This is a genomic window from Massilia timonae CCUG 45783 (assembly GCF_000315425.1).
GTDB lineage: Bacteria > Pseudomonadota > Gammaproteobacteria > Burkholderiales > Burkholderiaceae_D > Telluria > Telluria timonae.
Window position 1 is genome coordinate 1,680,337 of sequence record NZ_JH992922.1, and the last position, 21,886, is coordinate 1,702,222.

17 protein-coding genes are annotated in these 21,886 nt (G+C 61.6%); 13 read left to right on the forward strand and 4 right to left on the reverse strand.

Annotated features, from left to right (window positions below; all coding sequences use genetic code 11):
* Positions 1 to 2 precede the first annotated feature (2 nt).
* From HMPREF9710_RS07135 to argH, 3 genes are all read right to left on the reverse strand, one after another.
* On the reverse strand, positions 3 to 230 hold the full coding sequence (locus HMPREF9710_RS07135; protein WP_005665180.1) for a hypothetical protein: 228 nt from the start codon (positions 228 to 230) through the stop codon (positions 3 to 5).
* A 67-nt stretch (positions 231 to 297) separates the two neighbouring features.
* Positions 298 to 963 carry an HAD-IA family hydrolase gene (locus HMPREF9710_RS07140; protein WP_005665182.1) on the reverse strand — a complete coding sequence of 222 codons (666 nt, stop codon included), beginning with the start codon at positions 961 to 963 and terminating at the stop codon, positions 298 to 300.
* Positions 964 to 1,038: 75 nt separating this feature from the next.
* Entirely contained in the window at positions 1,039 to 2,436 is a 1,398-nt protein-coding gene (gene argH / locus HMPREF9710_RS07145; RefSeq protein WP_005665184.1) for an argininosuccinate lyase, read from the reverse strand.
* Between the two features lie 174 nt (positions 2,437 to 2,610).
* On the opposite strand from argH, the gene HMPREF9710_RS07150 reads away from it, so the two are divergent.
* The 13 genes from HMPREF9710_RS07150 (at position 2,611) to HMPREF9710_RS27755 (ending at position 19,440) form a co-directional block, all read left to right on the forward strand.
* The gene (locus HMPREF9710_RS07150) at positions 2,611 to 3,048 is read left to right on the forward strand and encodes a GNAT family N-acetyltransferase (RefSeq protein WP_005665186.1); all 438 of its coding nucleotides are present in this window, start codon (positions 2,611 to 2,613) and stop codon (positions 3,046 to 3,048) included.
* Positions 3,049 to 3,115: 67 nt separating this feature from the next.
* On the forward strand, positions 3,116 to 4,336 hold the full coding sequence (locus tag HMPREF9710_RS07155) for a cyanophycinase (protein WP_005665188.1): 1,221 nt from the start codon (positions 3,116 to 3,118) through the stop codon (positions 4,334 to 4,336).
* A gap of 184 nt (positions 4,337 to 4,520) precedes the next feature.
* Entirely contained in the window at positions 4,521 to 5,258 is a 738-nt protein-coding gene (locus tag HMPREF9710_RS07160) for a hypothetical protein (protein WP_005665189.1), read from the forward strand.
* A 66-nt stretch (positions 5,259 to 5,324) separates the two neighbouring features.
* Entirely contained in the window at positions 5,325 to 6,620 is a 1,296-nt protein-coding gene (locus tag HMPREF9710_RS07165) for a caspase family protein (RefSeq protein WP_005665191.1), read from the forward strand.
* Between the two features lie 28 nt (positions 6,621 to 6,648).
* Positions 6,649 to 7,479 carry a DUF4384 domain-containing protein gene (locus HMPREF9710_RS07170; RefSeq protein ID WP_005665192.1) on the forward strand — a complete coding sequence of 277 codons (831 nt, stop codon included), beginning with the start codon at positions 6,649 to 6,651 and terminating at the stop codon, positions 7,477 to 7,479.
* A 42-nt stretch (positions 7,480 to 7,521) separates the two neighbouring features.
* Positions 7,522 to 10,524 carry a tubulin-like doman-containing protein gene (locus HMPREF9710_RS07175; protein ID WP_005665193.1) on the forward strand — a complete coding sequence of 1,001 codons (3,003 nt, stop codon included), beginning with the start codon at positions 7,522 to 7,524 and terminating at the stop codon, positions 10,522 to 10,524.
* 65 nt (positions 10,525 to 10,589) lie between these two features.
* Entirely contained in the window at positions 10,590 to 11,324 is a 735-nt protein-coding gene (locus HMPREF9710_RS07180; protein ID WP_005665194.1) for a TPR end-of-group domain-containing protein, read from the forward strand.
* A 1-nt stretch (position 11,325) separates the two neighbouring features.
* A complete protein-coding gene (locus tag HMPREF9710_RS07185; protein WP_005665195.1) occupies positions 11,326 to 12,000 on the forward strand; it encodes a hypothetical protein in 675 nt (224 codons plus the stop codon).
* 84 nt (positions 12,001 to 12,084) lie between these two features.
* Positions 12,085 to 13,497 carry an IgA Peptidase M64 gene (locus HMPREF9710_RS07190; protein ID WP_005665196.1) on the forward strand — a complete coding sequence of 471 codons (1,413 nt, stop codon included), beginning with the start codon at positions 12,085 to 12,087 and terminating at the stop codon, positions 13,495 to 13,497.
* A 144-nt stretch (positions 13,498 to 13,641) separates the two neighbouring features.
* Positions 13,642 to 14,136 (forward strand): hypothetical protein, encoded by a 495-nt coding sequence (locus HMPREF9710_RS07195; RefSeq protein WP_005665197.1) that lies wholly within the window; start codon positions 13,642 to 13,644, stop codon positions 14,134 to 14,136.
* A 180-nt stretch (positions 14,137 to 14,316) separates the two neighbouring features.
* Positions 14,317 to 17,250, forward strand: a complete 2,934-nt coding sequence (locus tag HMPREF9710_RS07200) for a type VI secretion system Vgr family protein (RefSeq protein ID WP_005665198.1) — start codon at positions 14,317 to 14,319, stop codon at positions 17,248 to 17,250.
* Positions 17,251 to 17,591: 341 nt separating this feature from the next.
* Entirely contained in the window at positions 17,592 to 18,641 is a 1,050-nt protein-coding gene (locus tag HMPREF9710_RS27750) for a hypothetical protein (protein ID WP_157225446.1), read from the forward strand.
* A gap of 88 nt (positions 18,642 to 18,729) precedes the next feature.
* Positions 18,730 to 19,440 (forward strand): hypothetical protein, encoded by a 711-nt coding sequence (locus HMPREF9710_RS27755; RefSeq protein ID WP_157225447.1) that lies wholly within the window; start codon positions 18,730 to 18,732, stop codon positions 19,438 to 19,440.
* 100 nt (positions 19,441 to 19,540) lie between these two features.
* Here HMPREF9710_RS27755 and parC read toward each other — a convergent pair whose 3' ends face one another.
* Entirely contained in the window at positions 19,541 to 21,868 is a 2,328-nt protein-coding gene (gene parC, locus HMPREF9710_RS07210) for a DNA topoisomerase IV subunit A (protein ID WP_005665203.1), read from the reverse strand.
* Positions 21,869 to 21,886 lie beyond the last annotated feature (18 nt).

Sequence of the window (21,886 nt, forward strand, 5' to 3'; positions counted from 1 at the left end):
CTTCAGTCCAGCTTGCGCGCGTAACGGTCGCGCACATGCTGGCTGATGTAGGTCGACAGGCCTTGGCCTTCGCGCGCCAGTTCGCGCATCCGCGCGATATGGTCGGCGCCGGTAGTGTCGGTGTCGTACAGGTAGCGGTCGCCGCCCGTGAATTTCACCGTGATCGAGTCGGCCCCGAGTTCATAGGCGACGACGCCGGAATGGCCGCTTCGGTTCGCGTAGCGCTGCATGATCCAATCTCCACAATGCGGTAGTTCCTGTTATGGAAACACGTCCAGCATCATGCAGGAGCACAATTCAGGACCGCGTGCGCTGCAGGCGCAGCAGGCCTTCCGGCGTGCGGATGGCGCGCAGGTCGTCGTAATCCGGCACGCCGGTGACCTTCGTCTCGAGCGGCTGGTGATGGGTGGCGGTGACGACGATGCTGTCCATCCCGGCCGCCTCAGCCGATTGCAGGCCTGCCAGCGTATCCTCGAACACCAGGCAGTCCTGCGGGCGCATGCCCAGCTTCTCGGCGCCCAGCAGGAACGGATCCGGCGCCGGCTTGCCGCGCTGGACGTCTTCGGCGGCCACCATCACCGGCGGCGTCGGCAGCCCGGCCGCGGCGATGCGCGCCTCGGCCAGCGCGCGCGGCGCCGACGTGACGATGGCCCAGCGGTCGGCCGGCAGGGTGGCGAGGAAAGCCGCCACGCCGGCGATCGCCTCGATGCCCTCGACATCCTCAATCTCGGCCAGCGTGATGCGCTGCGCCTCGGCTTCCACGTCGATATCGGGCAGGCCGACGCCGCGCACCGTGTCGATGCTGCGCTTGCCGTGGATGGTCGGCAAAAAGACGTCGACGTCCAGGCCATGGCTGCGCGCCCAGGCGGCCCAGACACGCTCGGCGGCGATGATCGAAGTGAGGATGGTGCCATCCATGTCGAACAGGAAGGCGGCGTAGTCGCGTGCGGGTAGGGCGGTCATTGGTTCAGCTATCGGTAGTAGAAATGAAAAGCGGGCCGGGACGCAAAAAGCGCCGGCCCGCCGCAATGGTAAGGATTACTCGGCCAGCTGCTGGCGCACGCGCACGATCGCCGCGCGCACCTGGTTCGGCGCAGTGCCGCCCACGTGGTCGCGCGCCGCCACCGAACCCTCGAGGGTCAGCACCTCGAACACGTCCTGCTCGATCAGCGGCGAGAAGCCCTGCAGCGTCTCGAGCGACATCTCGGACAGGTCGCAGCCCGCCTGGTCGCAGGCGCGCACCGCATGCGCCACGGCTTCGTGGGCATCGCGGAACGGCAGGCCTTTCTTGACCAGGTAGTCGGCCAGGTCGGTCGCGGTGGCATAGCCCTGCAGCGCAGCGGAGCGCATGTTCTCGGCCTTGACCGTGATGCCCGACGCCATGTCGGTGAAGATGCGCAGCGTATCAAGCACGGTGTCGATCGTGTCGAACAGCGGTTCCTTGTCTTCCTGGTTGTCCTTGTTGTAGGCCAGTGGCTGGCCTTTCATCAGGGTCAGCAGGCCGGTCAGGTGGCCGTAGACGCGGCCGGTCTTGCCGCGCGCCAGTTCCGGCACGTCCGGGTTTTTCTTTTGCGGCATGATCGACGAGCCGGTGCAGAAGCGGTCGGCGATGTCGATGAAGCCGATGCGCGGGCTGATCCACATCACCAGCTCTTCCGAGAAGCGCGAGACGTGCATCATGAGGATCGAGGCGGCGGCGGTGAATTCGATCGCGAAGTCGCGGTCGGACACGGCGTCCAGCGAGTTGTGGCAGACGTCGTCGAAGCCCAGGGTCTTGGCCACGCGCAGGCGGTCGATCGGGAAGGTGGTGCCGGCCAGGGCGGCGGCGCCCAGCGGCAGGCGGTTGACGCGGCGGCGCGCATCCTGCATGCGCTCGGCGTCGCGGCCGAACATCTCGACATAGGCCAGCATGTGGTGGCCGAAGGTGATCGGCTGCGCTACCTGCAGGTGGGTGAAGCCCGGCATGATGGTGTCGGCATGGCGTTCGGCCAGGTCGGTCAGGGCGCCGCGCAGGCCGTTCAGCAGGGCCAGGATGTCATCGATAGCGGCGCGCACGTACAGGCGGATGTCGGTGGCCACCTGGTCGTTGCGCGAGCGGCCGGTGTGCAGGCGCTTGCCGGCATCGCCGACCAGTTCGGTCAGGCGCTTCTCGATGTTCAGGTGCACGTCTTCCAGGTCGAGCAGCCATTCGAAGCTGCCGGCGTCGATCTCGGACCGGATTTGCGTCATGCCGCGTTCGATCTCGGCACGATCGTGCTCGCTGATGATGCCCTGGGCCGCCAGCATCTCGGCGTGCGCCAGCGAGCCCTGGATGTCGTATTGCGCCAGGCGTTTGTCGAAGAACACGGACGCGGTGTAGCGCTTGACGAGATCGGACACGGGTTCGGAGAAGCGGGCCGACCAGGCTTCGGCTTTTTTGGAGAATTGTTCGGTCATGGTGGAATTCCGGTTGGGGAGCCAGCGATTATAAACCGCGTCGCCGGCATGCCATCCGGTGGGCAGATTACGCAGGGAAAGCACGCGAAAAAAAGCCACCGGAAGACTCCAATCGAAGCGGATGCGGGGACCAATCGGCGCTAAAATGGTTTTTTTGCCAGCTTTGCAAGCCCAATGATTACGAACGATTCCAGCTTCCAGGTCAGTACCGACCAGTCCCGGCTCGATATCCCGATGATCTACCGCTTCCTCAGTGAGCAGTCGACTTGGGCCGTGGGCATTTCCCGTCCGATCGTCGAGCGCGCCATCGAGAATTCGCTGTGCTTCGGCGGCTATCTCGACGGCCGCCAGATCGCGTTCGCGCGCGTGATCACCGACTACGCCACCTTTGCCAATCTGGTGGACATGTTCGTCGTGCCCGAGTACCGCGGCAACGGCTACGGCAAGCAACTGATCGGCGTAATGCTGCGCCACCCCAGCCTGCAGAAATTGCGCCACTTCACCCTTGCCACCACCGACTCGCACGAACTGTTCACGCGTTTCGGCTTTACCCCACCGTTGCGTCCAGAGACATTGATGGAACGGTACTTTCCCAACATCTATCTATCCTGAGCGGACTCAACATGGCGACGTGAATCTGGAATCAGGCTTACGCTGATGGCTCATCAGAGGAAGTCTTATGCTCCAGATCGTCGTCCATGCCATTCTCGCGTTGGCATTGCTGGCGAGTAGTGCCAGCCATGCCGCCGACAAAGAACCCGTCCCGCCGAAAGGCTCGCTCGTCATCATCGGCGGCGCCCTGCGCGCCGACAATGATGCCGTGTGGGAACGCATCGTCCAGCTCGCGGGCGGAAAAGGCGCTCGCGTGGCCGTGTTCGCCTCCGCCTCGGCGAGTCCCGAACGGGCCGGCAGCTACCTCGTCGAGCGCCTGAACCGCTATGGCGCCGACGCCTTCTTCGTTCCGGTCGCCGAGCGCCTGGACGGCGCCGACGGGCGCGCCGCGGCCGACGATCCCAAGCTGGCCGAGGCCGTGCGCACGGCCGGAGGCGCGTATTTTTCGGGCGGCGACCAGGGCCGCATCACGGGCGTCCTGCGCCGGCCCGACGGCAGCAACACGCAAGTGCTCGACGCCCTGTGGGACATGTACCGGCGCGGCGGCGTGATCGCCGGCTCGAGCGCCGGCGCCGCCATCATGAGCAGCACCATGTTCGGCCACCCGCGCTCGATCCTGTCCACGCTCCAGCATGGCGTCGACGATGGCCGCCAGATCACGCGCGGCCTGGGCTTCATCGGCGACGACGTCTTCATCGACCAGCACCTGCTGGTGCGCGGGCGCTTCGCGCGCATGCTGCCGGCCATGCTGGCCAAGGGCTACAAGATCGGCCTGGGGATCGACGAGAACACGGCGATGGTGGTCAATGCCAAGCGCGACGTCGAGGTGATCGGCTATCGCGGCGCGCTGCTGGTCGACCTGAGCGAGGCCGCCACCCGCGACGGCAGTTTCAATCTCGCCAACGGGCGCCTCAGTTACCTCGACAATGGCGACCGCTTCAACCTGGCCACCAAGACCTTCACGCCGGCGCCGGAGAAGGCGCATGGCAAGGTCGACACCAAGAAGCCGTACTGGCGTGGCCCGCTGTTCTCGGCCGACATCCTCGGCAACGGCACGGTGGTCGACCTGATGGCCAAGCTGATCGACAGCGACCAGGTCGACGCGATCGGCCTGTCGCTGGACAGCCCGAACGCCGAGCGGCCCGACCTGGGCTTCGAGTTCAAGCTCAGTCGCGTGAGCGAGAGCGTGGGTTACCAGTCGGCGTTCAGCGAAGCGTATTCGGTGTATAACGTGCGGCTCGATATTCGGCCGATCGTGGTGCAAAGGCCGTTGTATCAGTATCGCTGACCAATACTGTTGTATCTCAGGCAGATATTGAACAATTTTTTGGGAAAACCAGTTACATGCAACCCGCTTGTGACTATTGGATAGTTTCTTAAAATATATATGTGTGATACTCCTGTCAAAATTAGGTAAAACACTGGCAACACAGTGCTATGCCGAAACAACGATAAAACCAGGGAGTAAAGCCATGAAGGTCATCAAATACGCCGCGAGCGTTGCGCTAGCTATTGTTGGTTTCAATCTTGTTGCAGTGCCGGCGCTGGCGCAAGAATCGGCTTATGCCGATCTGGATGCCTGCACGACGGGAGAGCAGCGCCGCTTGGCCGTCAAAGGCGCTGCAATCGGCCTGTTTTCCGGCCTGGGCGGCGCCTTGTTGACCGGCAATAAGGAGAAAGCTGGCAAAGCCGCCCTGCTGGGCGCTGCCGGCGGTCTGGCTGCGGGATGGGCCACCGCTTATTACACCGCGGTCGACACCTGCACCAAGCAGAATCCGAACTGGATCACCGCATCGAGCCTGGTACGCGATCCGGGCAAGTCGCTGGCCCAGGTGAAAAAGGAACACAACTATAAAGCCAACCAAGGCGTGCTCGTCCATTTGCAGGACGTGAGCGTGCCTGTATCGGTCAGGCCGGGTGAGCGGCTGGCGATCGATACCACCTACGATGTCCTGACACCAACCGATGCCGAAGCCCCGGTGGTCTTCGAGCGCAAGCTGTTCGTGACGACCGACGGTACCGAGGTCGAAATCCAGATTCCGAACGAGGCGCGGATCGAGCGCACCGTCGAAGCCGGCCGTTCGGTCGAGAAGTTGTCGTTCCCGGTGTCGGCAGAGGCCCCGGCAGGCGCCGTCTATCGCGTGATCATGAGCGCATCGGCAGGCGGCAAATCGCCTGTCACGATGACGAAGAACGTCACTGTTTCCTGACCTGCCTTTCTTGAATGCCGGGATGGCCGGGCGCGGCCCGCGTGCGGCCGTCCCCGGCCCCATACCATGATTACATCCGCATTTCTGCGCGCCGCCGTCGTGGCGGTGGCGCTCGTTCTGTCCGGCTGCGCCGCGAACCAGCTGCACGGCTACCAGCATGCCTATTACGCCTACAACGTTCCCGAGTCTCTGATGCAGTCGATCCAGGCCAAGCTGCGCCAGCACGGCCTGCCTGGCGCCACCATCAAGCGCGACCTGGTTGGAAGGGTGCAGCTCGTCGGCAGCTATGCCAACGAAGACGAGGTCGATCGTGCATTCATGATTGTCCAGTCGGTGGTCGGTATCAAGTCGACCTCGCCGTTCTATCCGGCCGGTGTGCGCGTCAAGCGCATCGAGGACGAGGTGCGCGAGCAGCAAGTTGCCTCGCTGTCGGAAGCCGAGCGCCGCGCGCCGGCCCGCAATATCGCCCTGGTGGTCGGCATCAATACCTTCAAGGACCATACGCGGATATCGGCGGTGCCGGGGGAGGACGACGCGCGGGTGGTGGTGAAGGCGGCGCGCGGCGCGGGCTACCAGGTCACCGAGCTGCTCGGGTCCAGCGCCACCAAGGCCGCCATCGAGCGCGAGCTTGGCAGGATCGAACGTACGCTGCGCCCGCAAGACCAGCTGTTCGTGTATATCTCGAGCCATGGCAACGCGCCATTGCCGACCTCCAGGGGCGGCGATCAGCGCAAGATGTCCATCGTGGCATGGGATTCGAACGCCGGTGGCGCGGACAGGACCGAGCAGGAACTCAATCTGCAGCGCACGTCGGTGGCCGATACGCTGGTGCAGAATCTGGCGCGCAAACCGACTCGCAACACCCGCATCTTCATCGATACCTGCTATAGCGGCGACATGCTGCGCGGCTTCCCCGATCAAAGCGGCGGTTACATTCTGGCGGCCAATGGTGGCCGGGTCGAGCGCGCCGGCCTGCCGCTGCAGTCCTGGACCGGGGCCGCGTACACCACCAAGGCCATCCGGTTCGTCGACGATCGGCCGCAACCGGGCGAGGTCCGGCAGGACAAGGCTGATATTGCCGGCGATCGCGCCTACGCCATCATCACCGCGACCAGCGAAGGTGAATTGTCGCTGGCGCCGGAAAGCAACGGCACCTTCATGCTCGGTAACCGCGAGCTCAAAGGATCGTATTTCACCCAGGCCTTCTTCGCTTTCCTGGAAGAAGAAAAAGGACATGTCGAGCCGGCGTTTGACCGAGCCCGTCAATTTACCAGCGACATGGCGCGAAAAGTGAGTCGCGCACGGATGACGCAGGTGCCGCGCCATTTCGCCACCGAGACCGCCATCCTCAACCGCTTCTGACGCGCCAATACATCTAATAGGAACTCACATGAAATACGCATTCGCTGCCGCCAGCCTTCTGCTCCTGTCGGGCGCATCGGCGGCCCAGGATGGCTACACTGCCAAGTCGCTGTTTTTCGGTGAAGACGGCAATGTTGTCGCGGCATCTACCGCGCAAAAGAGCACCGAAGCCAAGCCGGTCGTGGCAGCCAGGCAGGACAGCGCCGCCAAGCCGAAAAAAGCGCTGGCTGCACGCCAGATCGGCGCCAGCTATTTCATTCGCCTGAAGAACGCCGACGGCAGCACGAGCGACGTGCTGGCCAGCCGTACTTTCCGGAACGGCGACCGCTTCCAGCTCGGCGTCAAGGTCAACCGCCCGTCCTACGTCTATGTCCTGAACCAGGATCCGCATGGCCAGCTGTCGCAGATCTTCCCGGTGGCCGGTCAGGATAACTACGTGAATGCGATGGGCACGGTGTTCCTGCCGAGCCGCGGTGCGTTCGAGTTCGACGCCACCCCTGGCACCGAACACCTGCTGGTATTCCTGTCGCCGACCCCGATGCGCGGCGGCGTCAATGAGCTGCTCGGCAAGTCGCAGCCCGACCTGGTGGCCGGCGTCGACCACGGTAGCTGCGGAAAGTCGCTGCCGGGCACGCCGCTGCTGGCCGACAACGGCTCGAGCGGCTATACCTCGAAGGCGATCACCTACAAGGACGACGCGGCAACCTGCGCCGCCCCGGCCTATACCTCGAAGGCGATCACCTTCAGCGAAGACCCGGCGCCGGGCGACGGTGGGCAGGTGGCCTCGTACGTCGTCAAGAAGACCAGCGGCAAGGCCGACAGCAAGCTGTTCCTGAAGATCAAGCTGGCCCACGAATAAGCCGCCTGCGGCGCGCACCCTACTACCAGACGGAAAACTGATATGTCTCACAACCACCTGATCATCGGCCTCGGCGGCAGCGGCGGCAAGATTATCCGCCAGATTCGCAAGACCATCGAGCGTAACAAGGACACGCAGGAACCGGACCGTTCGCTGGCCCGCTTCGGCTATCTCTACATCGACACGTCCAATGATGAGCTGGACAAGAAGGAAGAGTGGAAGGTGCTCGGCAAGGACGTCGGCCTGAACCGCAGCGAATACCTGATCAACACCGCCAGCAATGTACGCCCGGTGCTGGACGACCCCGACTCATTCCCTGGCCTGAAGAAATGGGTCGAGCCGCGCAGCGTGTTCGATTTCGTCAACCCGAGCACGGCCGGCGCGGCCCAGCGCCGCAAGCTGGGCCGTCTCGTCTTCGCGCAGAACGCATCCAGCTTCGTCAAGGCGTTGGAAGGCCGCGTCAGGGAGCTCGAGGCCAGTCCCGGCAAAGTCGGCGTGACCATTCACGTGGTTTGCGGCCTGGCCGGCGGCACTGGCAGCGGTTCGGTGGTCGACGCGGTCGCGCAGATCCGCCACAAGTATCCGCATTACGAACAGTACCGCATCCTGGTGTACGCACTGCTGCCAGAAAAGAATTCCAAACGCGTGAAGAACGTGGCTGGCTTCGAGAACTATTATGCGAACGGCTATGCCGCGCTGTCCGAGCTGAACGCGATGGCGGTTGGCAAATACCATCCGGTGAACTTGCTGGATGGAACCCCAATGGAGCATGCCACATATTTCAACGGCTGTTACTTGGTAAACAATATCAATGAGCACAATATCCAGTTCGATGTCGAGTCGGAAGTGCCGAACATCGTTGCCGAGTTCATCTACCAGAAAACCCTGAACAAGGAGTGGGAAGGCCTGGGGCGTGCGGAAAAAGGCGAGAACGATATCAAGAACTTCGAGAGCGACGAGGACATCGGCAAGGCCCGCGCCAAGCTGTTCCTGTCGTTCGGCATCAAGCGCGTGGTCGTGCCGGAGCAGGAAATCAAGGAATACCTGGCCTATGGCTTTGCCGAGCAGGCGGCGCGCCAGCTGATGTTCAACAATTTCCGCCAGGGTGAGGGCTATGCTGATGAACCGGTGGAAAAAGACTGGGGCGCGCAGGCACGCCAACCCGAAACCGCCCAGTCGCTGCTGCTGACCGACGCCCACCTGATGCTGGAAAGCGGCATTCTCGAGGACGACGCGCGCAACGCGAACTGGAAGCCGAGCCCGGAATACTGGAAGCAGATCGTCAGCCTCCTCGTGCCCGAGATCAAGGCGGACCCGACTCTCGAGCAGACTACCTGGGTGTCGGCGCTCAATACGCGCCTGGCCAAGGTCTTCGACGATACCTACCGGACCCTGGGTGGGGTGCGCAAGTTCTATGAGGTCAAGGGCAATGCGCGGCTCGAGATGGCGCGCCATATCGGCCGTCATATCGAGAAGGATTTCTTTGGTCGCTGGCGCGCCGGCGGCGCGTCGCTGATCCAGCTGCGCCACCTCACCGATGCGCTGGTGGCGCTGGTCGACGAACGCATGGGTGTTTACGCCGACCGCATCGCCAAGATGCCGGCCGCGCTGCAATCGGTGCAGGGACGCACCCAGCAGCTCAACGAACAATTCAACAGTGTCGGTTTCTTCGGCAAGCACCTGACCGACAAGCGCAGCGCGCTGTTCTCGGACATCGCTACCCAGCACCAGGAACTGTATGTGCTGCGCACCCAGCTCGAAGGCCTGAAGTTCGGCGCCGCCCTGCTGCCGTTCGTGAAGGAACAACTGCTGACGCTGCGCGCGCGCATCGACGAGCTGCACCAGAACCTGGCGGAAGCCACCAAGCGCTTCGGGAATGAACGCGACAAGCGCCTTGGCGCGGCGGATGCCGCCTACCAGAAGCGCGTATTCGACCAGGAGGCCATTGGCGCCGTGATGCGCGCGATCACGATCGACGAGGCGGCCCAGGGCGCGCGCACCCAGCGCGTGCGCCAGGCCATCATCGACTTGGGGGGCACCGAGGTGAATTCGTTCGACCAGCTCCTGCAAAGCCTGAGCCTGGGCGGCATCATCAACTGCCTGTCGCAGGAGTCGGCCCAAATCGTCGAGCTCGCCCACGCCGAGATCGCGACCAGCATGCCGCCAGTGCTGCGTGTGAATATCGTCGAGCGCCTGCAGAAGAAGTACGACGCCAACCACGACGGCTTGCGCGACTTCGTGCGCGAGCTGTACGACGAAGCGGGGTCGCTGCTCACCTTCAACAAGACCGAAGTCGATCGCACCGTGGCCAATAATGCCGGCGGTAGCCAGGGCCGCACCCAGACCGTCGGCGTGTTCGTGCCGGAGTGCCAGCACCAGAGCGGCTTCCGGGCCATGCTGGCGAGGATGTTCGAGGAGCAGAAGGACCCCACCGCGCCCGATACCAAGGTTGCGACCGGCAATCTGCCGAACCAGATCGTGATCATGAAGATCGCGTCGATGATGCCGGCACGCTTCATTGAATCGCTGGCTGAGCTGAAGCGTCACTACGATGGCCTGCAGCGCGACCGCAACGAATCGATCCTGCTGCACAGCGACGGTGATGGCCGCCGCCTGCCACCGCTGTACGCCAAGTCATCGGCCGAGCTGCAGCTCCTGGCGCGGCGCAAACCGATCCTGCTGGTGGCGCGCCTGCTGGGCATGATCAAAGAACGCCAGAACCGCACCACCGGCCTGCAGGAATGGGTATTCATCCACGACGTCGATGGCTTGCCGGCCTCGAAGGTGATGGAAGGCCGGAACTGGGATGCCGTGTTCGACGCGGATCACAGCGAAGACCTGCGTGGCCTGGTGGAACGTGAAGTCACGCGCCGCATCGACAGCGAATTCAAGCACCAGGAGAAGAAGGAAGAGCTGTACACCGCCTTCCGCGCCCTGGCCCGCGCCCGCTTCGATGAAGCCGGTCAGGATGACCAGGATCCGGCATACCAGCAGCTGCAGGGCCTGGCCGCACCGGTGCGCTCGATCATCGGCATCGCCGCCTGACCGCTTGACCGTGCCGGCCGCCGTCGCGGCCGGCCACCATACAACATTGAAGAGAGAGTAACGATATGGCCAAGTACAAGTGCCCGACCCTGGGCGATTGCGACCGCGCGAATGCCGGCGAAGTGTTTGAACGCGCACCGGGGGAAGACCTGAAGTGCCCGGGCTGCTCCACGCTGCTGGAAGCCCAGGCCGCAGGCCCCGTCGCAGGCAAGAAGAACAAGCTCGTGGCGCCAATCGCCGCGGCGGTCGTGCTGGCGGCCGGCGTGGGCGGCTACCTGGTGCTCCAATCGCCGTCCGGCCCTGCCATGGAAGAGGTCGTGGCCGCTCCGGTCCCAGCCGTCGTGGCGACGGACAGTGCGGTCGCGCAGCCGGAAGTGCAGCAGGCCAGCTTCGGGATCGCGCCATCCGAAACCGATACCGCCGCCTTGCGCCTGCAGGGCGAGAAGCAGCTGCTGGACGGGAAGGCGGGAGAGGCGGAAGCATCCGGCAATCAGGCCGCTGCCAATGAAATGATGAAAGTTGCCATTGCAAGGATGGCTCAGGGCAAGCTGGAAGAGGCAGAGAAGGAGTTGCTGGCGGCCCGTGCCCGTGCGCCAAAGCAGCCGCTCGTCTACTACAACATGGCCGTCCTGCGTCTCAAGCAGGCACGTACTGATGACGCGCTGAAGGAATTCGAAGGCGCGTTCCTCGCCGGCTTCACCCATTTCCGCGAGATGGATGCCGACCCCGACCTGGACGCGTTGCGCAAGGACGCGCGCTTCGTGAAGCTGGTGGAACAGTACCGTCCGAAAGGCGCCTGAGATGTGGCCTGTGCACCCGGTCGGAAAGGCGTTCGTATGCCTGTCGCTGGCGCTGCTGATGACCGGGTGCGCGCGTGAAGATGGCAGCAAAATCATCGGTCAATGGCGCGCCGAGCGCTTCCAGGTGATGAGCCTGAAGGTGCCGATCGGCCCCGAACTGACCATCTCGCGCGACATGCTGAAGGCAGGAGCCGAGGTCGCGGTACCGATTGGCGGCATCAGCCAGGACGGCAGCGAGATCACGCTCGATCTGCCGCTGTATTTCGGCCTGACCTTCAACCTGGTCGACGACGACCGCATGTATCTCGATTTGCCGCTGGTTGAACGCATCTATTACCGGCGCGTGTCCGCGCAAGCGCAAATGCAGTCGGCTGTCACGGTCACGTCCACCGCCGTCGCGCATCGTCCCGCGCCTGTACCGGACCTAGCGCCGGCTCCAATGACAGCGCCGGCTCCCGTTGCGCTTGCCGTCCCGGCGCCGGTCGTGGCAAGCATCTATTCGTCTGCGCTGGCCGCGGCGCGTAGCGGTGATCATGATGCGGCGGTGAGGTTGTTGCATCGTGCGTTCGAAGGGGAAGGGATCCGGTCGGCCGACGTGCGAGCCGCGCCCGAATGGTCGGCGCTACACGACGATGTCCGGTTCCAGGCGCTGGTCGCCCGTTACAGCGACCAATAGGCATCGTCGGCGCTTGCCGCACAAGACGGTAGACAGGGAGGAGGATGGGCTTAGAATATCGCGATCTACTTTCCAGGAGTCGCGATGCGCCTGTCTCATTTTCTTGCTGCGTTGCTGCTGGGCGCACTTGCTTCGATTGCCTGGGCTGCCCAGCCGGCCACGGTCCGTCTCGACTACACCCACAGCGGCAATGCACTACAAGACGCCTACGCCATCGAGCGCGTGGTGATCGAACCGCTGCCCTGGCCGGGCAGCATGGCGCGCAATCTCGACGACACCAACCGCGGCCAGAACCGGGTCGAGGTGGTCGATGCGAAAACCGGCGACCTGCTGTACTCGCGCGGCTTCTCGACCGTGTTCGGCGAATGGCGCACCACCGAGGAGGCGAACCGCATCAGCCGCTCGTTCCAGGAATCGGTGCGCTTCCCGCAGTTCGCGCAAGCGGTGCGGGTGCGCATCCTCAAGCGCGACGAGCGCAACCAGTTTTCGGTGGCCTGGAGCGTCGAGGTCGATCCGAATGCGCAGGACGTCATCCGGCGCCAGCCGCCGGCGCTGGCGACGCCGATCGCGATTCACTCCAGCGGGCCGTCGGCCGACAAGGTCGACCTCCTGATCCTGGGCGATGGCTATACGCAGAAGGACATGAAGAAGTTCGAGCAGGATGCGCGCCGCCTGACGAAGCACCTGTTCTCGGTGTCGCCGTTCCGTGAACGCGCGAAGGATTTCAATGTCTGGGCGATGGCGGCGCCGACCGAAAAGTCGGGCATCAGCCGGCCGTCGACCGGCGTGCACAATCCGTCCGCGCTGGGCACGCGCTACGACATCTTCGGCAGCGAACGCTATGTGCTCACGCTCGACAACCGCGCGCTGCGCGATATCGCCCAGCACGCGCCGTATGAATTCATCGAGATCCTGGTGAACAACGACACCTATGGCGGAGGCGGCATCTTCGGCCAGTTCAGCACCGCGGCGGCGGGCAACGACTGGGCCGACTACCTGTTCGTGCACGAATTCGGCCACCACTTCGCCGGCCTGGCCGATGAGTACTACACCTCGCCCGTGGCTTACCAGCCGGCCAGCGGCCGCATGGAACCGTGGGAGCCGAACGTCACCGCGCTGCGCGACCCCGCCAACCTCAAATGGCAGCGCCACGTGAAGGACGGCACACCGCTGCCGACGCCGTGGCCCAAGGCCGAATACGAACAAGAGTCGCGCGCCTACCAGAAGAAGCGCGCCGCGCTGCGCGCCGAGAATCGCCCGGAATCCGAAATGAGCGCGCTGTTCCATGAAGACCTGAAGCGTACCAACGCATTGTTCGCGCAGCAGCCGCACCGGCATACGATCGGCGCCTTTGAAGGCGCCAACTACGAAGCCAGCGGCTACTACCGGCCGGCGATGCAATGCCTGATGTTCGATCGCAGCGACAAGTTCTGCCCGGTGTGCCAGGACGGCATCGGCGACATCATCGATCTCTATGCTGGGCCTGCTCAGCAGTAATCTTTGCTTACAACTCTGACAATTTGACTGTGGGCTGTCTAACAGACCCGGCGCTGCGATAAGCCTATTCTGGAATCACTGAAGAACAACAACGACTGCACAGGCAACCCCGCACTGTGTAGACCACCAGAAAGGAAACACATCATGAACAAACTGCTCGCTACCCTGATCGCCGGCCTGATGGCTACCGCTGCTCACGCACAAACCACCGCGCCAGCCACCACCGCCGCGGACAACCGGATCGTCAAGGCGGAAGCCAATGCCGAAAAAGACGTGATCAAGGCAGAACAGAAGGAAATCAAGACCGCCATCAAGGCGGACGAAAAAGTGAACAAGACCATGGCCAAGGCCGCCGAGACCAAGTCGAAGGCCCACGCCGACCTGGTCGAGTCGCACACTGACGCAGCTGCAAAAGTGGCCAAGGCCGATCCGGAAGACCGCGCCAAGGCGATGGCCAAGGCTGAAGAGAAAGTGGCCGACGCCAATCTGAAAGCCGAGAAGAAAATGATCAAGGCCGACGAAAAAGTGCTGAAGGCACAGGTTGATGCGGCAGCCGACAAGGCAACCGCTGCAGCCAAGACCGATCAGGTGCGTGCTGAAGCACAAGCCGACGTGCACAAGGCTGCTGCCCGCAACTAAGCCCAACGTTCGCTGACACCGCGCCTTCGGGCGCGTCGAGCCCCAAATCCAGATGACGGTTTTGGGGCTTTTTCCATTGGTGTTGCAAGCGCGGCGTTTTGGTGGGAGGCATGCGCCAGCGCAAGTCATCGGTTTCGGAGTAGGTATCCAATCAGGTGTCCGATGCCTCCAGGAACTGCCATGCTTGCAAAAGCTAGCTCACTATTCCAGCACTTTACGCAATCGCGCAGGCTGCTGCGATTGCACACGCCTCTCGGGCCGGATGTGTTGCTGGCCGAATGCGTGCGCGGGGAAGAGGCGCTCGGTGAAAACTATGCGTTCACGATCAGCGCCTTGTCCGAGGACGCCGGCTTATCGCTGCGGCGATTGCTTGGCCAACCTGCGCTGCTCGAGCTGGAGACAAGCGGCAGCGGACCCAGGCATTTTCATGGTCACCTGACGTCGGTCGGCATCAATGGCGCGAATGGCGGGATGGCGCGTTACACCCTGGTGCTGCAGCCATGGTGCGCATTCCTCGAACACGGGCGGGATAGCCGGATATTCCAGGACAAGAACGTCTTCGACATTCTCGACGCCGTCTTTCGTGCCTGGCAAGGCCGGGGAACCCTGGCGCCGGCATGGCGCTTCGATATCGCGGACAGGAGCATGTATCCCGTTCGCAGCCTGAGCACGCAATATCAGGAAAGCGATTGGGCGTTCGCGCAGCGTCTGATGAGCGAGGAGGGGCTGTTCTATTACTTCGAGCACCAGGGTGACGCGGGTAACCGTGGCCTGGGCAGTCATCAATTGGTGATCGCGGATCACAACGGCGCGTTCAGGACGAATACGCAGGCGGAAGTCCGGTTCACCCGGCCCGGCGCGGTCATGCGCGAGGACAGCATGGATCGCTGGCGCCATGAGGCACGCCTGCTCGCCACCGGCGTCGCCATGCAGAGCTGGGACTATCGCTCGGGCGGCAAGCGTCTGGTCTCGTCCGCAGCGATGCAAGCGGGGCCGATCAGCATGGTCAGCAGCGATGCGCCGGGACAGTATGCCTATCCTGACCGCGATCGGGGACAGCGCATCGCCGACAACCAGATGGAAGCGCTGGAAACCCGCAGCGAATGCTTCGTCGGCGCCGGGACCGTGCGCACGATGGCGCCGGGAACGGTGTTTGCGTTGACCGGTCATGCCTGCCACGACAAGGAAACAGGGCGCGACGCGCGCCGTTTCATCGTGACGCGCGTGCGTCATCTGATGCACAACAACCTGACCGCGCAGATGAAGGCCGGAATAATCCAGGCGCTCGGCAATTCCCGGCTGGCGGAGACCATCGCCGCCGAGCAGAAAGACAGCCTGCACGCGGCCGGACAGCATGCCGGGGAGCGCCCGGTCTACAGGAATCGTGTCGATGCGATCCGGGTGCAGGTGTCCTATCGGACCAGCCGCAGCGACGGGCAGGGGCTGTTGCTGCATCCACGTCCGACGATCCACGGGCAGCAGACCGCCATCGTGGTCGGGCCCCGCGGCAGTGAGATTCATACGGATCGGGATCACCGGGTGAAGATCCAGTTTCACTGGCAGCGAGGCAGGGCGGGTCAGCCGAGTCACAGCCGTCTCGAGCATCCTGCCCCCGATGGCCATGCCGGCGCGCCCGGGGACGATACCGCGGGCACCTGGGTTCGCGTCCTTGCCGGGCTCGCGCCGGTGGCTGGACCCAATTGGGGCGGTCATGCCGTGCCGCGCGTGGGGCAGGAGGTGCTGGTCGATTTCCTGGATGGCGATATCGATCGGCCGGTCATCGTGGGCGCGCTGTACAACGGGCGCGGGGCCGTGGATGCCCAGCACAACCAGGCCATGCACGGGCCGGGTGCATCGACCGGGAATGCGCCGTCCTGGTTCGCTGGCGAGGAAGGCGCGCACGGCCATCCTGCCGTCTTGTCCGGTTTTAAAAGCCAGGCGAGGGGGGCGAGCCAGGAGGGACTGGGGGCTTATAGCCAGCTCGTGTTCGACGACAGTGCCTCGCAGGCGAGACTGAGCTTGCAGCGGCATGCTGCCGGTCATCGGGACAGCGATGAGCTCCGTCTGGGGCATCTACGGCATCAGACCGATAACCAGCGCCTGCAGACCGTGGGGCTAGGGAGTGAACTGAAAACCGGACACGCTGCGGCATTGCGGGCCGGAGGTGGGATGTTGCTGTCGACGGACCGTTCGCGCATGGCGCAGATGGATTCCAGCGCGGCGCTGGCACAGCTTGGCGAGAGCGAAAGTCTACAGCGGGCGTTGGCGTCGACTGCGCGGCAGCATCTGGCGATGCTCAAGGGGGCAGGTGAGGGAGCCCAGGCCGGGCAAGACGACCTGCCGGCGATCGCGCAACTTGCGCACACGGCAGAAGTGCTCAACGGTTTGGCCGGCGACGCGTCGGGGCGCGGACAGGCCACGGCGTATCAGGAGCCGCATCTTCAGCTATCCAGTCCAAAGGGGATCGTCGCCGCGACTCCCGCGAATGCGGTGTTTTGCGCAGGGCTCACCTCGAACATCAGCGCTGGGCAGGATATCAATTTTGCCGCGCAGGGCGCGTGGCATCACGTCACGGCGAGTGGGATCAGTCTGTTCACGTATGGGAAAGCGGGCAACGGTAGCAAGCCAAATCAGGAAACCGGGATCAAGTTGCATGCTGCCAGCGGCAAGGTCAGTTGCCAGAGTCAGTCGGATGCGACGCGGATTATGGCGGACAAGGCGATCACCGTTGCGAGTGTCACCAAAACGGTCACGGCGGCGGCGAAGACGCATTTGTTGATGACGGCGCAGGGGGCGATGCTCAAGCTTGAAGGGGGCAACATCATGTTGCATGCGCCTGGGAAGGTGGAATTGAAGGCTGGCAAGAAAGAACTCACGGGCCCGGTTAGTGTAACAAGCGCTGAGATTGCCAGTCGTATTAATGAACTTGATATCAAGCGCGATCTAACAATTGAATACGTTGACGCGGATGGTAATGCACTTACGGATGAGCCTATTAGTTTGACCTTCCACGGAAACCAACGTCACAGCGTCACCCTGGATAGTACTGGACGTGCTGTATTGGCTAATGCTCCCTTAGGACCATTCCGAGCCTTACAGCCTAAACGAAGATAGGAGGAAGCATGGTTGCGCGGTCCGGTCGGCCCACACCTTCGGCTCAACAGGAAGTTTGCATTGATCTGCCCGGTGAGGCAGTTCGGTGTTGGCGTTCGGCTGATCAGCTAAAGGTCATTCTTCGAAAGCACAGAGATATAATTTTCGATTTAAAAATAAACAGCAAGAATGTTTATACCGTCGAGTCGACACATTCAGACGTCTATAATGCGCGAGATAAGAAAATTATATTTGCAAAACGTGGTGATACTGTGAGGTTCCTAGATGGTGAACGTATGCATCTCTGGGTTACGCGTAATTTTAGAGGCCTATTGCTTTTAAAATGTGAAGATCATCTGATCATGAAGATCGATCCATCCAAAGTTGATCAAGTAAAATATGATGAGTCGCCTAAGGTCAAGCCGGCACCAATTATTGTCGCGCTGGACTCAAGTCAATCTAATGTCCCAGCATCGCAAGCGAAAAAAGCACTGCCACAAAATCTGTCAAATACTTCTCCGCGACCGAGCACAGCGCCGGTAGACGAGAACTGTACCGTTGTTTGTGTTCTCGACGGGACGTTAGAAAATGCACCTCGCAAGGTGCTTGAGTATTTCGAAAATGGCGGTAAGGGAAGTGGTTTGGTCGATTTCGACCCATTTGATGTTGCAACAAGAAACTGGCTATGGGGACAGGCGCTCGGAACTGTGGCCTATGTTCGAGATAACTGGGAATGGTTGCGTGCAAGTATCGATGCAAGAACACATAAAGGATTCAGACTGGTGAGCGCGAAAATACACCGCGTGCGTGGAAAAGTTCGTTTTTATTTTTCTGGTTATAGTAGATACAATTCAGTATTTGGGCCTGGGGGATTTGGTCCAGGACATGATCGAATCATGACCATATTTTCCGGTATGGGCAGTACATCTTCTTCCTTTTCTGCCATGACAAAAAATGTTATAGGTATGGTAAAGGGAAATGCTTTGGTTAATTTTATTTTTGGTTCTGCAATGTCCATCGCTGAGTGGCGCAAAGATGCAAGTCAAGATGGGTATGATTTGACTGCTTCCTTATTGATAGCGTTGTTGAAGGCCGTATTGGTTACCATGTTGTCTGGAGTGGTGATCGCGATTTTGGGAATGATCATTATGGGGGCCGCCAAGGTAGGCTTTTCGGTTCTACTGGTTGGGGTAGCGATGGTAGTAGTCGGGATTGGTCTTGGATATCTGTTCGACGTCTTGGATAAAAAGATCGCTGCTGGGATTGGCGAGGATGCAAGTGCATCTGGAGGTATTGCAGAGGTGGTAGCTCCACATCTAAGGGCAGCTGGAAAGAAAATTTCATCTAGTTGGGACTATTTAATGGAGAAATTTTCGTCAGAATATCGGGAGATTTTCTTTGAGGAACCTTGATGCGGTGAATCTTGCTTTCATGAGGCCATCGAAAGTGGCGACATGGGCTCCATTTCTTCCAATTTTTGCAGGAACGTTTGGATGGCTCATGGCTAGCGAAACGAGTCCGGGTCCATTAGCCGAAAATCCATTGGCAATCCTGAGTTGTGCAATACTTGTTTTCGCGTGTTTCGCTATTTTGATGCCAGTTTTATTTCATTGGGATTGGCGTGCCGAGTATTTTGGTGCGCCTCTCATCTATATCTCTAGTCTGTCTCTATTGAGCATAGTTCCCTTTTTTTGTCTTATTTTTTATGGTGAACTACAGTTGCTGGTCAAAGTTTTAATGCTGGCGGCCTATGCAGTTTTTCACTTTACATGGTGCTATAGATTCATTGTCTTCTATCGAAAAATATTATCTGAGACTGAGTTATATTCATTACTCTATGTCGAAGAGGACGATGTGGTGTATTACTCCCAAAGAGTTGACGAATATTTTTGCGATAAATTAATTCCTTTTCGTCAACTGCCGCCAGACTATGTTTTTGTAGCATGCTTATTGTTGCCCGCTATTTTTAGCTTGGGTATGGGATATGTTAGAGAGGTAACGGGCCTCCCATATATTTATACCTTGATGTCAATTTCAGCTTTGCCTATTAGTGTCATGTGTTTCGGGTTTGCAACTCGTGGATGGTTGATATTCTATTTTTATCCTAACAAGATTCGATTGTCGACTGGGAAAAAAGTGTATGTGGACATGTATAGTGTGCCGAAAGATTTTAAGGGGAAAGTACGTCAATGGAAGAGGAAGAGGAGGTGAACAGGACGTGTTCTGATGGCATGATAGTGAAATAAAAACGCCAGCTAGAGAGCTGGCGTTTTGTGCTGCAGAGCGCTTAAAGCAATTACATGAATTTCAGTCAGGCCCCTTCAGCCGCCCGCATCGCCAAATCCTGCGCCTTCAACCTCGCCGACAACGCCTTGCCCTTGCGCGCCCGCTTGCCAAAGTGCGGCTCCAGCCCCGACGCGAACAGTTCGACCGTCCGCGCCTTGTCACCCGACCAGGTGCCAATCACGTTCACACCCTTCTGCGTGATCGGCTGCGCCGCCAGCATCTTCTCTTTCGGCTCCAGCTCCATCAGGATCACACCCCGACCGCCATTGGTCAGCACCTTCATCTCGTCGATGCCGAACACCAGCACGCGGCCCTTCTCCGACAGGCAGGCAACCGCGCCGGCGTTGTCGGTGACGACCCGCGGCGGCAACGGCGCCGCGCCGTCGTTCAGGGTAATGAACGACTTGCCCCCCTTCAGGCGGCTGACCATATCGCCAGCCTTGGTAATGAAACCAAACGCATCCGAGGTCGAGATCAACAGGCGCGTCTCTGGATTGCCCGCGAAGTAGTGCAGGATCCGCACGCCGCCCGACAGATCGACCAGCGTCGTGATCGGCACGCCGTCGCCACGCGAACCAGGCAGCGCATTCACCGGCACCGAATACACCTTGCCGTTGTCGCCGATGCCCAGCAGATGATCGATCGTGCGGCACTCGAAGGCTTTATACAGCGAGTCGCCGGCCTTGAAGGTGAACTGCGCCGGATCGTGGCCGATGCCGGTGCGCGCGCGCACCCAGCCTTTTTCCGACACGATCACGGTCACCGGCTCGTCGATGACCTTCTGCTCGGCCACCGCGCGTTGCGCTTCCTCGATGATGGTGCGGCGGTCGTCGCCGTACAGCTTGGCGTCGGCTTCGATCTCGCGGATGATCAGGCGCTTCATCGACGATGGATTCTCGAGGATGTCCTCGAGCTTCTCCTTCTCGTTGCGCAGTTCGGCCAGCTCCTGCTGGATCTTGATCGCTTCCAGGCGCGCCAGCTGGCGCAGGCGGATCTCGAGGATGTCCTCGGCCTGGCGTTCGCTCAGGCGGAACTCCTCGATCAGCGCCGCCTTCGGCTCATCCGAATTGCGGATGATGGCGATCACCTTGTCGATGTTCAGCAGGACCGTCTCGCGGCCTTCCAGGATGTGGATGCGGTCGTTGACCTTGCCCAGCTTGAACTCAGTGCGGCGGCGGACCGTCACGAAGCGATAGTCGATCCATTCCTGCAGGATCGCCGTGAGACCCTTCTGGCGCGGACGGCCGTCGCCGCCGATCATCACCAGGTTGATCGGCGCCGAGCTTTCGAGCGAGGTGTGCGCGAGCAGCATCAGCATGAACTCGCCCTGGTCGACGTTCTTCGACTTCGGCTCGAACACCAGGCGCACCGGGGCGTCGCGGCCCGATTCGTCGCGCACCGCGTCGAGCGCGCCCAGAATCGTGTTCTTCAGCGCCAGCTGTTCCGGCAGCAGTGCCTTCTTGCCGGCCTTGACCTTCGGATTGGTCAGCTCTTCGATTTCTTCCAGCACGCGCTGCGACGAGCAGCCCGGCGGCAGTTCATGGACCACCGCCTGCCACTGGCCGCGCGCCAGCTCTTCGATCTTCCAGCGCGCGCGCACCTTCATCGAGCCGCGGCCGACCGCGTACATGTCGGCGATCTGCGAGGCGGGGGTGATGATCTGGCCGCCGCCCGGGAAGTCCGGGCCGGGGATGTGGGTCATCAGCTCGGCGTGGGTGATCTTGGGGTTGCGGATCATCGCCACCGCCGCCGCCGCCACCTCGCGCAGATTGTGCGACGGGATCTCGGTGGCCAGGCCGACCGCGATGCCCGAGGCGCCGTTGAGCAGCACCATCGGCAGGCGCGCCGGCAGCGTGCGTGGTTCGGTGGTCGAACCGTCGTAGTTGGGTTGCGAGTCGACCGTGCCCATGTCGATCTCGTCCATCAGCAGGCGCGAGATCGGGGTCAGGCGGGCTTCGGTATATCGCATCGCCGCGGCGCCGTCGCCGTCGCGCGAGCCGAAGTTGCCCTGGCCGTCGATCAGCGGGTAGCGCAGCGAAAAGTCCTGCGCCATGCGCACCAGCGCGTCGTACACCGACTGGTCGCCGTGCGGGTGCAGTTTACCCAGCACGTCGCCGACGACGGCAGCCGACTTGCGCGGCTTGGCGGTCGGGCCCAGGCCCAGTTCGTTCATCGCGTACAGGATGCGGCGCTGGACCGGCTTCTGGCCGTCCGACACGTCCGGCAGCGCGCGGCCCTTGACCACCGAGACGGCATAGTCGAGGTAGGCGCGCTCGGCGAAGGTGGACAGGGTGAGCGTCTCGACGTCCGAGGGCTCGTGTTGTTGCTCAAAAAGGCTTGCTTGATTCGTCATGATGTCTGTTCGGTTGCT